Below are 13,127 nucleotides of genomic sequence, written 5' to 3'. Positions count from 1 at the left end.
CGTGTGTGAGGAGGTAACACATGTTTTCTTTTATGAAGAATTTGTTTGGCAAGGAACAGGGCGAGAAAGCTCTGGATGAATTGAAGAAAGAAATTCAGGAAGAGTCGGCATTCGACATTGACGAACTGAAAGAAACCGAAGTGGAAGTGGAAAAGGAACAGGCGAAGACCAGCGCTCCGGCTAAACGCGAGAAAATCAAGACAGAGCTGTCGCTGCATCCTTTGTGGGAGCAAGAGCTGGATTCCGAGAAAAAGTACACGCTGCGCTTTTTGCAGGAGGAGCTTCCGGAAATCGCGCGCGGTTTGATCAGTGTGACGGGCTTCAGTATGATTCCCCAACCGAACGGCATGATCGTGACGATGTTCTTCCGCAATGCGACAGATAAGCCAGTTCGTTTTAAAACGATTGGTTTGGCGATTTATCTGGACGACAAGCCGTTTGCGCGGATCAGAATCGATCTGTCCGAGATGGGCTCGATTCCGCCGCATACGAGCCGTCCATGGGAAGTGCTGTTCCCGGAAGAGTCCTATCTGCACGACAACTTCCAGTTCAGTCGCTGGAAAGTCGTGATGAAGGCAGGGAACCGCGCGCATATTTGGCCACGCACGCTTGAACTGGACCCGGAGATGGAGAACCGCATGACCGATCGGCAAAAGGATCGTCTGGAGAAGCTCGCCAATTCTTTGCCGCCAATCCCGGTGAATACCGTACAAGTTACGGGTTTTGATATCGGCAAAACGAAAGAAGGGCAACTGGTCGCTGCGATGCTGTTCCGCAATGGTCTGTCGACGGAGTATCGCCCTGAGCAACTGAAAGTAACGATTTCCGATACAGACGGGGATGTCGTTGCGCGAGGCGTTCTTGACGCCAGAAAGATCTGTGTCCAGCCTGGCAACAGTCGTCCGTGGCTGATCGTGTTCCCGCCGGAATTTGTGAAAAAGCCTGATGCCAATCTGCGTAGATGGATTCTTGACGTAGAGTAGACGCGTGATTTTTCTAAAGTGGGAAAGAGGAGGTTGACATATGAGTTGGTTATTGGAAAACTGGTTTGGTTCCAAAGAAAGCTTGGAGCAGGTACGAGAGGACATTCATGAGTATTTGCACAATGAATTTTACTTGGGCGTATCCGGTATTGAAAATCCGCAGCAGTCTGCAAACCGCGTGGAGTCAAAAGAGCTGTTCCTGTCGATGAACGGTCCGTGGGACGCGCAGCTGGACGAGGCCGAGCAGGAATTGCTGCAATATGTGCACGATGAGTTGCCGCCTGTAGTACGTGATGAGGTCGGTGTCATTCCGTTCTTCACACAGGCGACCGTAGAAGGCTATTTGGTGCTTGCCTACATTCGCAATGCGACAGACCGCAACGTACTGTTGCAAAAACTGCCGCTCTCTCTCGTAACAGCAGAAGGCGAAGAGGTGGCGAAAAAGACGTTCGACTTGATGACAAGCGGACCAGTCGATTCCATGTCCAGTCGTCCGGCGGAGTTTATGTTCCGTTGGGAAGAGTTTGACCGCATTCCGGAGCAAGAAGTACCGCTGACGATTGTGTATAAAAAGCCGCAAAAACAGCGACTCGAAGGAAGCCACGAGCTGAACATGGGGCTGAGTGCCAGTGAGCAAGAGCAGTATTTGCAAAAAGCAGCGGCAGAAGCTCCGGTAGAAGCTGGGCAGGTGGACTTGCAAGTTCTCGCAATCAAGCCGAACGAGGATAACGGTCTGAAAGTCGTTGTTGTATTCCGCAACGGTTTGGAGAAGCGCCTGGAGTTTACCGAGGTGCCGATCCTGGTGCACGACAAGGATGGCGAAGCGGTTGCCCGCGTCAACTACACCTTGCAAAACATGAAGGTGGAAGCGAACAGCCAGCGTGTCTGGGCATTTGACATCCCGTCCTCTTCGATTAAAAAAGCAGGAGTAGACGTGACAGAGTTGACTGCTTTCATTCCGCAAGCGCGCCAAAGAAAAAAACAGGAAACATACGTAGCGCCTGAAACCGAAGACAATAAAGGTCTGCTGCAGTAATGAACGAAACCCTTTTTGCCACTGGTGAAAAGGGTTTTTCTACTGCCAAAACGTTCCAAATATTGGGGAATTAGGGTTGCAATTCGCCCTTTTTATCCGCTATGCTAGGACGAGGAATATCATACTCGAATACCTTTTTGAACGTATTGGGATTGATTGCAAAAGTTTGCGGGTATTCATACGTTAAGAAAACCTTCCGCTAAAACGCGGCCTTATGACGGAAACGGCTTCGACAGAGGTTTTCTTGCTGCATGATTTGCAGGGAGAGAGGGAAGGACTGTTTTTTATGAAAAAATCAATTCAAGTGACCGTCGCACTGGCGCTGCTGCTCACCGTCGCTCCTTTGGAAGCCAGGCAGGCACTCGCTGCTGCTCCTGCCTCCAATGACAGCTACCTGAGCAACCAGACGCACCTGAGTCAAATCAAAGCGGACAAGGCATGGTCAGTGGTGAACAGCAATCAGGCGATCACGATTGCTGTACTCGATACAGGGGCCGATTACAATCACCCTGATTTGAAGGGGAATTTGCTCCCTGGTGTTAACCTGGTCAATCCGGGGAAAAGTGCGCAGGATGACAATGGGCATGGAACAGAAGTCATCGGGGTCCTCGGGGCAAAAGGGAACAACGGGATCGGCGTAGCCGGGGTGGTCTGGAACGCCAAAATTTTGCCCGTCAAAGTCTTGAACAAAAACGCATCTACTACGGATGTTGACATGATCGCCAAAGGAATCAACGCCGCCCTCGATCGGGGGGCAAAGGTCATTTTGATGTCTTTTAGCAGCATGGCTTACTCCCGGGCTATGAAAAATGCGGTCGACCGCGCGGAACGAAACGGAGCGGTTCTGGTGGCGGCGAGCGGAAATGAGGCAAGCCGTGTCGCGTATCCGGCAGCGTACCCGACCGTAATTGCGGTGGGGGCGATAAACGGAAGAAACCAGGTCCTTTACCAGTCGAATACAGGGCCGGAGATGAATCTGGTGGCACCGGGGCTTAATGTGTATACAACCAAGCTCGGCGGCAAATACGGTTCAGTTTCCGGAACATCTGTAGCGGCGCCTCAGGTAGCAGGCGCGGCTGCTCTCATTCTGGCTCGTCATCCCAAGCTGTCTGCTCTCGACGTCAGGCAGATGCTTTATCAGACGGCGACAGATATTGGCGAAGGCGGCTGGGATCGGCAAGCGGGCTACGGTCTTCTGGACGTAAACAAGGCAGTGCGCAGTGCGCTGTCCAGCGACTTTTTGGAGCCGAACAACGTTTTGGAGAGAGCCAAGGCGTTTCCGATCGAAGCGCAAGTCCGTGGCAATCTGGGGCCAAACGATACGGTTGACTGGTTCAAGATGGACGTTCCTTACGATGGAAAAGTAAGTCTCACCGCATCCGTAAACTCAGGCGTATCTTCAGCCATGTCAGCGACTTTTTATCCGGCAAATCGTCAGCCGGTCACTTACTATATCGGGAACGGGGATACGATAACGGTTCCTGCAAAAGCTGGGCGAATGAACATCAAGCTGGTGAGAAACGGTGGAGTTAATGCGTTTACTTATGTGCTGACGAGCAAATTCACCATCAACCCGGATCGGAATGAACCGAACAATACGATGGCTACGGCAAGGCCGCTGGTGGGCAACCAGATCAGCGTGACGGGCAATTTCCATGAGGAAGGGGATCAGGATTGGTTCTCCTACTATGTCCGCGAGTACGGGCATATGGACGTGACGGTCACACCTGATAACAAGCGGGTGGACTTGGTACTTGCCATCGGAAAGCAAGAGCCGGGAAAAAATACGGTCTGGGACCCGGTATACGATAACAGCGACAGGGATAATCCTTCCGAACGTGCAAGCAAGGACGTCTCGCCAGGAAAATACTACATTCGCATCAGCGAGTATCAGCAAAATGCAATGAACGGCGAATATCGCCTCGATCTCGCCTTTACCCCGTTGAAAAAAGATGGGAACGAGCCGAATAATACGTATAGCAAAGCTGCTCCGCTTGCCAGTGGAGGAGTCATGTCAGGAACCATTCCGGCGTCGACAGATTCAGACTGGTTTCAATTTACATTGGATGCGGAATCGTACGTCACAGTTCGCGCTCCGTTCATCCCGGTAGCAAGCGGGTTTCACATCGCCCTTTACAATGAGAAAAACATGAACGTGGCGCTTGCTTCGACAACCGAAGTGGCAGAGCGGTCAGACCAAGGCAGTGAAATTTTCGGCATACGGCTGCCTAAAGGGAAGTATTTCGTGCGCATGAGCAGCATCGTGCCTTTCAAGTACGATTCCTACAAATTGACGCTCAGCCCGCAGCCGCTCATTTCCGGCTATCGGGATATTTCTAACCACTGGGCGCGTGCGCAAATCGCCAAGCTCAGCGACAAAGGCATCATCAAAGGCTTCGACGACGCAACATTCAAGCCGGATCAGGCAGTGACCCGCGCCCAATTTGCGACCATGCTCGTTTCGACGATGCGTGTCACCGGCTCGAAAGTAGCCAGTATGTACACGGGCAAGGACGTCTTTTCCGATTTGCCAAAAAAGCACTGGGCGTACAACACCCTTGGGGTAGCTTATCAGCTCGGAGTCTTGAAGGGGTATCCAAACAGTCAACTCAAGCCTGATCAGGCGGTAACGCGGGCCGAGATGGCCACCATGATCGCCAGGGCGAAAGGGGTAGCTGTGAATAGCCGCAGCGTGTCCTCTTATCGCGATGTTCCGGTCAACTACTGGGCATCGCCGGCGATCGAGGCTTTGACGCAAAAAAAGTGGCTGAACGGATATGGCAAGACCTTCAAGCCTCAGGGAACCGCTACGCGGGCCGAGGTTGTTGTATTGATCGCCAAATCGTACCAAGTATAAAGAGGCTTGACCAGCTTGTGCAAAAGGCGCTGTCCATGCGTTACAGTCATCATCGCTCGCTTCCCGCAGGCGATTTCATCAACGTTTTGTACAGGCTGGCCTGCTTCGAACCGGAGTTGTGGGAAAAGTCTATTGACACCACCCCGAAAAACAATTATTCTATAATCCGTAATGGATACTCTTATCCAGAGCAGGCGGAGGGACTGGCCCTATGAAGCCCGGCAACCGACTAGAGCGGTGCTAACCAGCAGGACGGAAATCTGTTCTGGCCGATAAGAGGATGAAGGAAGCTAAAAGCGCTCAAACCTTTTCCTCCGAAAGATGGAAAAGGTTTTTTATTTGCGTTTACGTCGATAAAATCCTGACTCGGCTACCAAACTATTTGTATGAGGTCAAAGGAGGTATTTTCTCATGGCTTTGCAAAAAGGTCGTCGTCTGTTCACATCTGAGTCTGTAACCGAAGGACATCCGGATAAAATTTGTGACCAAATTTCCGACTCCATCCTGGACGCCATCCTGTCCAAAGATCCAAACGCTCGCGTAGCGTGCGAAACTTCTGTAACGACAGGTCTGGTTCTCGTAGCGGGTGAGATCACAACCAACACTTATGTAGACATTCAAAAGCTGGTTCGCGAAACCATTCGTGAAATCGGCTATGATCGCGCTAAGTTCGGCTTTGACGCTGACACTTGCGGTGTTATCACAGCAATCGGCGAGCAATCCGCTGACATTGCACTGGGTGTAGACCAAGCACTGGAAGCGCGCGAAGGCAAAATGACTGACGCTGAGATCGAAGCGATTGGTGCAGGTGACCAAGGTCTGATGTTCGGCTTTGCTTGCAACGAAACACCTGAGTTGATGCCATTGCCGATCAGCATGTCCCACCAACTGGCTCGTCGTTTGACCGAAGTTCGCAAAAACGGCACACTCGCTTACCTGCGTCCTGACGGTAAAACACAAGTAACAGTTGAGTACGATGGAGACAAGCCTGTTCGCATCGACACGATCGTTATCTCTACTCAACACGCTCCTGAAACAACTTTGGAGCAAATCAAACAAGACCTGGTTGAGCATGTAATCAAACCAGTAGTTCCAGCTGAACTTCTGGATGCTGAAACCAAATACTTCATCAACCCAACTGGCCGTTTCGTTATCGGCGGACCACAAGGGGATGCTGGATTGACTGGCCGCAAAATCATCGTAGACACTTACGGCGGATACGCTCGTCACGGCGGCGGCGCGTTCTCCGGTAAAGATCCGACAAAAGTAGACCGCTCCGGTGCTTATGCTGCTCGCTATGTTGCGAAAAACATCGTGGCAGCTGGCTTGGCTGACAAGTGCGAAGTACAAGTAGCGTATGCGATTGGTGTAGCACAACCAGTATCCATCGCAGTTGATACTTTTGGTACAGGAACTGTTTCCGAAGAAGATCTCGTGAAACTCGTTCGCAAACATTTCGACCTGCGTCCAGCTGGTATCATCAAACAGCTCGACCTGCGTCGTCCTATCTACAAACAAACAGCGGCTTACGGCCACTTCGGACGCAATGACCTGAATGTTCCTTGGGAGCAAACAGACAAAGCAGAAGTTCTGAAGCAAGAGGCTGCTCAACTGGCAAAATAAGCACGGCAAAGAAAGAGCCTGGTAAAAGCTACTGGGCTCTTTTTGTTATGGGAAGAAATTTCCAATTATTGGTGAATCCTGATCAAAGGGAAAATGTAGGACTGTGTCGAATCTCCTAGTGAGGAAGTGAAGGAGGGGTTTCTTTGCCGAACAAAAGGCTCTTCCTGACAGTGTTTATCAGTTGTTTACTGTTGGTTGTGACGATATTGGGGCTTGGTGATTTGTACCAGTCAAAAAAGAATGCGCAAAAAGTGCAACCTTTTCCCCAAGTCGATACGTCTATAAGCATAAGCGAGACGGAAAACGCTGAGCCAAACGTCACGCGAAACGAAAAAGCAACGGTAAAGCCGCAAAAGTGGTATAACAATCAAGTCGTCGTCCTGACGTATCATCATGTGACAGATGCTGCAGGCCAACGTTACGTGATTGCGCCCGAACAATTCGCAGAACATATGGCATTTTTGCACGAAAATGACCTGCATCCCATTACGCTGGATGAGTTTTTGCGCTTTGTCGATACCGGGAGCTTGCCGACAGAAAATGCTGTCCTGATTACGTTTGATGATGGCTACGAAAGTTATTATACGAAGGCTTTTCCGATATTGCGTACATACGGCTACCCGTCAGTGAACTTCGTGATTGCAGGACGCTTGCGAGATGTAGCCGAACGAAAACGGGAGAACATGACGACGCCACTCACGCGTCAACAAGTCATGGAAATGCTTCACTCTGGCTTGGCTGATATTGGTTCCCATACCTACAGCCTGCATGAAGAGGAAGCGCGGAATGAATGGGGAGAGATGGGACCAGAGACTGCTCCCGTCTACTTGCAGGATGTAAAGCGATTAGAAAATGAAAAAGAATACAGGGATCGGCTCTATGTTGATTTCAGTATGTCTCGCGCAGGTTTGCACGGTTGGATGAGCAAGGACATTAAGGCGATTTCACTGCCTTTTGGCTACACGAATCCGATCGTTTTGGAAACAGCCCGACAAGCAGGGTATGAGTATGTGTTTACTTCTACGCCCGGTTTCGCCAAACGAGGGGTAGATCCTTTTGCCATCCCACGCAATGATGTGGGTCTGCGAGACGTAGATGAGGTCAAACTCCAACAGCTGTTCACGAAAGCGAAAAAAGAGTTCGAAGGAGAGCAATCATGAACAAAGCGATCGACATCAGCGTGCTGGATGGGGTGATCAAGAGAACCATTGAAACAGTAGAAACAAGTAAAACGCAAATTTTTGATATAGCCGAAGATGCAAGACAACAAGGCAACTCGCTAAAGTTTGATTTGCATGAGCTGAGGCAAGAAATTTCCAAAGTAATCCAAAAGGTCGATGCGTTGGAATTGGCCTATCGAAAGTCGCGCAACAGGCTTGTGCAGGTCAGCCGCAACTTTCACATGTACACGGAGGATGACATCCGTATCGCCTATGAAGAGGCAAGCCGCATCCAGGTGGAGCTTTCCATCTATCGCGAGCGGGAAAACAACTTGAAGCGCCGGCGCAATGATCTGGAGCGGCAATTGCGTACATTGGAGGAAACGATTGTACGCGCCGAGAAGCTTGTATCCCAGATGGGTGTGGTGCTTGGCTACCTGACTGGCGACCTGAGCAAGATCGGGGAAGCGCTGGAATCGGCCAAGCCGCATCAACTGATGGGGTTGAAGATCATTCAGGCGCAGGAAGAAGAGCGCAAACGTGTCGCGTGCGAGATTCACGACGGTCCGGCTCAATCGATGGCAAACGTCGTCTTGCGCTCCGAAATCGTCGAGCGCATGTTGAAAAACGAACGTATTCTGGAAGCGCAAATGGAGCTTCACGAGCTGAAAGAAATGGTTCGGTTAAGTTTGGCTGATGTAAGACGGATCATTTTTGACCTTCGTCCGATGGCTTTGGACGACCTCGGCTTGGTTCCCACTTTGCAAAAATACATTCAGACGTGCGAAGAACGTATCCGGGCTTCGATTGATCTGGTAGTATTTGGTGTGGAGCCACCGCTGCGCAGTTCCGTCAAGGCTGCAATCTTCCGGCTTGTTCAGGAGTGCCTGAACAACGTGGAGAAGCATGCAGGAGCTTCTTCGGTACAAGTGAAGCTTGAGTTTCTTCAGGAGTCGCTGAGTCTCGTCGTCAAAGACGATGGCGTTGGATTCGATCTGGAGAAGCGCATGGCAAACGGAAATTCCTTTGGACTGTTGGGAATGCGCGAGCGTGTGCAGCTGCTGGAAGGCAATGTGGACCTGCAATCAGCTCCGGGTGAGGGAACAAAGGTTATTTTCCAAATACCGTTAAAAATATGAACCGATACAGAATTATGTACACAGGGGGATGAAACATGGATAAAAGACAGCAAGAGCTCCGCATCGTGATTGTGGACGACCACCAATTGTTCCGTGAAGGAGTCAAGCGCATTTTGGAAATGGAAGATGACTTCAAGGTCGTCGGAGAAGGAGCGGACGGCGGAGAGGCTGCTTTGCTCGCCGAAGAGCACAAGCCGGATGTTTTGTTGATGGATATCAATATGCCAAACATCAATGGCGTCTCTGCTGCGGAAAATGTAATTTCTGTGAGTCCCTCTACGCGAGTGATCATGCTTTCTATTCACGATGATGAAGGATACGTTTACCGCACGTTGCGTTCCGGTGCATCGGGCTATTTGCTCAAAGAAATGGGCACCAGCGATCTGGTGGATGCCGTGCGCGTCGTAGCAAGCGGCGGCGCTTACATCCATCCGAAGGTAACGGGCAAGCTGATCGAGGAGTTCCGTCGTCTCAGCGAGCATGAAGGCAGCACAGAGCGAAGCTTCTCCGTGGATGATTCGCAAACGATCGATCCAAAAGTGATCGAGTCCCTGACTCGCCGCGAGCGGGAAGTGCTTCAACTGATGGCTGAAGGAAAGAGCAACAGGGCGATCGGAGAATTTTTGTTCATCAGTGAGAAAACTGTGAAAAATCACGTCAGCAGCATTTTGCAAAAGCTGAACGTTCAAGACCGCACGCAAGCGGTTGTCATCTCGATCAAAAACGGATGGGTAAAACGGTAGAATCCGTATGAGCGTCCAGTTGGCACCCTGTTCAAGCTGTTCGGCATACCTTTGTATAGGAGGGGGTATGACCGTGATGGAAGAACTGGTTGTATGGCTACTGGCGGCATTTGGCTTCTCCTCATTGCTGGTGATGATCGCTGATCGATGGGCCAGTCGAATGGACGGCGTGACAGAGCTTTCGCACGAGCATTACCGCTTGTTGGTGCACAATTCGGAGCAGGTGCTGGAGCGGGCGGTCAGAAGTTTGCTGTTTCGCTCCGAATGGAGTGGCAAGCCTGTCCGGATTACTTTGATAGATGAAGGATCTACCGATGATACATCCCGGATGCTATCGATTTTGACTCGCGAGCCGTACTGCTGTGGGTTGCCTGTAGCTGACAGCCAAGCGGAGCTGGTGGGAGCTATTGTAGTTGATCTGCGGAACAAGCAAGAAGGAGCCTGATGTTTTTGTTTTCAGGCATATGGATGAACGAAAAGGACTGTCGAGGACATCGGCAGTCTTTTTTTGTGTTTGTGTGAAAAATGTCTCGGTCCTTTTCCTGACAGTCGATGGGGCTGCTTGCGGTCAGCGAGACGGTGATGCTGCGTTTTTGCTCGTGAAAAAGATTTGCTGACCCGTCTTGTCTTTTTGCAAACTGATGGTAAGAGGACAGGTGGGGAGCGGGGGAAGGCACATGCGCGAGTTTTTGCTGTACATCAAATCGGGCACAGAAGCAGTGTCGTCGGTTCAGACGTATGTGACACCGAGCTTTGCTGTCGACCAATCTTTTTGGCAGGAGCGAGAGAGCTGCATTCTGCACGTCATCGGCAAGACGTCATCGCTCGCTTTGGCCTTTTCCTTGCGGGAGCAAATAAACGAATACATACGCAAGCGGCTGGCAGAGCGGCAAAAGCTGACGGATGGAGTGGTCGCTGAGCTGCGGCATTTGGCTGTGGGGAAGGTTCGGGAGGCGAGTGTGCTGTATGGGCGGGAAGTGACCGACAGGGAGCGGGATGACAATCAAGTTTTCTGGCCCAGTGCGTTCGCTTGCATGAGGCAGCCGCCAAAAGACTGGTTTGCATGGAAGGTTGTAGAGTTCAGATGCGAAGTGCATGCTTGTCAAAAGGATGCTGAATCAGCAGGAGGGTACAAGATTTTCCCGCGCCATTCATTGCTTCGAAGAACTTCGCTCACAGCGGATGGAGCGAGCGCAAGCGTTCTCGGCAAACTGCTGGATGGACGAGCGCTTCTCTGGGAAGAGATCGAGACGCTTTTGTGCAAGCGAGGGGTAGAAGTTGGCGATTTGGCAGCTGCGCTGCATGAAGGAGTCCTCGCTGGCAAAGTGCAGTGGCTTCCAGGAGTGCGCATGGGAGTCGTCAGCAATTGGCGGCGCAAGCGACTGGTGCTTTTCTGTGAGCGATGCGGCAGCGAGGGCAGAGCGTTGCAGCTGATATACTGCCATTCGTGTGAGCAAGGCTGCGCCTACTGCACGATATGCCTGGGAATGGGCAGGAGCAAGTGCTGCACGCCGTATATGTTGATTGCGTCAAGTGCCTCAACTGCCGTTGGGAGAGAAACAGGCATGGGGCAGTCGGCCAGGCTGGAGTGGACAGGGCGCTACTCGCAAGATCAGGCGAGAGCTGCCGAACGCGCTCGGCGGTTCGTAGCGGGCTCACATCCGGGGCGGTCGGAGTTTTTGATTTGGGCAGTGTGCGGGGCTGGGAAAACCGAGCTGCTCTTTCCTTCTGTCGCTGAGGCACTTTCGTCGGGAGGGCGTGTATTGATCGCTACTCCGCGAAAAGACGTAGTGCTGGAGCTGGCTCCGCGTATTCGGCGAGTGTTTCCCGAAGCGCGTGTAATTGCTGTCCATGGCGCCAGTGCCGAGAAATGGGAAGAGAGCGATATCACGATTGCAACGACCCACCAAGTCATGCGTTATCATCGCCGCTTCCTGCTGGTTGTACTTGACGAGGCCGATGCTTTTCCTTATCACAACAATCCTGTGCTTTATCGGGCGCTGGCGAGAGCCGTACACGAGACGGGCAAGCTGCTCTATTTGAGCGCGACTCCCCCGCTCTATTTGCAAAAACGGCTCGTTTCAAACGGTCGTTCAAAATCAGCAAGTTCCGCGGCATTGCCGCTTGCTTCAGCCACTCATGTGCTTTTACCCGGTCGCTACCACGGCAAGCCATTGCCTGTGCCTGAGATTCTCACGATCAAAGGGTTGCACAAGCGCGTTCGGACGAAGCGAGCGGTGCCGCAGATGACAGATGCAGTCAAGCGTTCACTGGATGCCGAGCGGCAAGTTTTCGTCTTCGTTCCCCGCATTGACGACGTGGACGTGGTGCTTGCCTATTTGCAAAAGGCGATGCCGGATCGGTCGGAACAGATGGCGGGCGTCCACGCCTCCGACCCGTTGCGCGAAGAAAAGGTGCTCGCTTTTCGCAACAGACGCTATACGCTCATGGTGACAACCACGATTCTGGAACGCGGGGTCACCATTCCGAAGAGCGATGTGCTTGTCGTAGGAGCGGAGGCGCCCGTCTTCGATGAAGCCTCTTTGGTGCAAATTGCGGGGCGCGTGGGCAGATCGTTCGATGACACGGCAGGCTCTGTGCTTTTCTTGCAGGCTGAGCGCGCTGCGGCCACGAAGCTGGCAGTCAGGCAAATCAGCCGGATGAATCAATTGGCGAAAAAGCTTGCGGAAGCTGGGGGGGATAATGCGTGACAATCCAGTCATGTGTGGCTTGTGGCGGACATTTGAATGCCCTGCAAAGAGAAGGGATTGTCCGCAAGCGTGCGCGATCTCTTTCCAGTTCAGCCGCTACTTACCCGGTCGTATATCGTTTGCTGCAAAAGCTCCAGGTGTGTGCAGGCTGCTTGGAAGCCCTGCCGTTCATCGGAGAGCAGATTTGTCGTCAGTGCGGGCGAGACATGTGCAGCGAGGTCATTTGTCGCGATGGATTGTGCCGCGATTGCGTAGATCGAGCGAGCGTGCCGTTGTCTAACAACCGCAGCCTGCTCCAATATGACGAGAAAGGAAAAAGTCTGGTCAGCCTGTTCAAATACCGTGGGGATGAGCGATTGGCTAGTTTTTTCAGTGCGCTTTTAACCATCGCGATTTACCGCTACCATACGCCTTCGCGTTTTACTTGCATCACGACTGTTCCGCTTCATCCAACAAGGCTTCGGGAAAGAGGCTTCAATCAGGTGGAGTTGCTTGCCAAAGCTTTGGGACACGCCATAGGAGTTCCGGTCAAAACGTTGCTGGAGCGAACGAAAGCGACAGAGAAGCTGAGCAAGCAAGGCGGGCGCGTGCATCGCGAGGAGAGCATGAGAGATGCTTTTGCGTGGGCGCAAGGGGCTGTGCTTGCAGACCTATCCTCCGCTTGCTCTGGCGGGATCGCGCGAGCCAAGGTCAAGGGCGGGGCGAATAGTCCTGTAATGTCCGGCACTCCTCTGCGAGTTCTCCTGATCGACGATATATATACGACAGGCTCGACTCTTCGTTCTTGCGCCAGCACGTTGCGAGCACACTTGGGAACAGTTTGTGAAATTTACTCCTTGACAATATACAGATAGCCAGTTTGGTAAAATTACGTT

At 52.0% G+C, this 13,127-nt stretch carries 10 protein-coding genes and 1 riboswitch; all 10 genes read left to right on the top strand.

Features of this window, described 5'->3' with window-relative positions:
* The first annotated feature begins 20 nt into the window (after window positions 1–20).
* The 10 genes from DEP07_RS15695 (at window position 21) to DEP07_RS15650 (ending at window position 13,106) form a co-directional block, all read left to right on the top strand.
* Window positions 21–983, top strand: a complete 963-nt coding sequence (locus DEP07_RS15695) for an SLAP domain-containing protein (protein ID WP_122962632.1) — start codon at window positions 21–23, stop codon at window positions 981–983.
* A gap of 40 nt (window positions 984–1,023) precedes the next feature.
* Window positions 1,024–2,019 carry an SLAP domain-containing protein gene (locus tag DEP07_RS15690; RefSeq protein ID WP_122962633.1) on the top strand — a complete coding sequence of 332 codons (996 nt, stop codon included), beginning with the start codon at window positions 1,024–1,026 and terminating at the stop codon, window positions 2,017–2,019.
* 286 nt (window positions 2,020–2,305) lie between these two features.
* Window positions 2,306–4,876, top strand: a complete 2,571-nt coding sequence (locus tag DEP07_RS15685) for a S8 family peptidase (RefSeq protein WP_173596394.1) — start codon at window positions 2,306–2,308, stop codon at window positions 4,874–4,876.
* A 178-nt stretch (window positions 4,877–5,054) separates the two neighbouring features.
* Window positions 5,055–5,155, top strand: a riboswitch (SAM riboswitch).
* A gap of 132 nt (window positions 5,156–5,287) precedes the next feature.
* Complete coding sequence (metK, locus tag DEP07_RS15680; RefSeq protein WP_122962634.1) at window positions 5,288–6,499, top strand: methionine adenosyltransferase; 1,212 nt, start codon at window positions 5,288–5,290, stop codon at window positions 6,497–6,499.
* Window positions 6,500–6,642: 143 nt separating this feature from the next.
* Window positions 6,643–7,659, top strand: coding sequence for a polysaccharide deacetylase family protein (locus DEP07_RS15675; RefSeq protein WP_122962635.1), 1,017 nt, complete (start codon window positions 6,643–6,645; stop codon window positions 7,657–7,659).
* Complete coding sequence (locus DEP07_RS15670; RefSeq protein WP_287102699.1) at window positions 7,656–8,798, top strand: sensor histidine kinase; 1,143 nt, start codon at window positions 7,656–7,658, stop codon at window positions 8,796–8,798. The genes DEP07_RS15675 and DEP07_RS15670 overlap by 4 nt, the downstream gene beginning before the upstream one ends.
* Window positions 8,799–8,833: 35 nt before the next feature.
* Window positions 8,834–9,541: a response regulator gene (locus tag DEP07_RS15665; RefSeq protein WP_287102698.1), complete on the top strand. Its 708-nt coding sequence runs from the start codon at window positions 8,834–8,836 to the stop codon at window positions 9,539–9,541.
* Between the two features lie 67 nt (window positions 9,542–9,608).
* Window positions 9,609–9,986, top strand: coding sequence for a glycosyltransferase (locus tag DEP07_RS15660; protein ID WP_254456800.1), 378 nt, complete (start codon window positions 9,609–9,611; stop codon window positions 9,984–9,986).
* Window positions 9,987–10,218: 232 nt separating this feature from the next.
* Window positions 10,219–12,252, top strand: coding sequence for a DEAD/DEAH box helicase (locus DEP07_RS15655; protein WP_280648636.1), 2,034 nt, complete (start codon window positions 10,219–10,221; stop codon window positions 12,250–12,252).
* Complete coding sequence (locus DEP07_RS15650) at window positions 12,249–13,106, top strand: ComF family protein (protein ID WP_280648635.1); 858 nt, start codon at window positions 12,249–12,251, stop codon at window positions 13,104–13,106. Before DEP07_RS15655 ends, DEP07_RS15650 begins: the two co-directional genes overlap by 4 nt.
* Window positions 13,107–13,127: the final 21 nt, after the last annotated feature.

Source organism: Brevibacillus sp. (assembly GCF_003521185.1).
Taxonomy (GTDB): Bacteria; Bacillota; Bacilli; order Brevibacillales; family Brevibacillaceae; genus Brevibacillus; species Brevibacillus parabrevis.
This window is presented reverse-complemented; position numbering and strand designations above follow the sequence as displayed.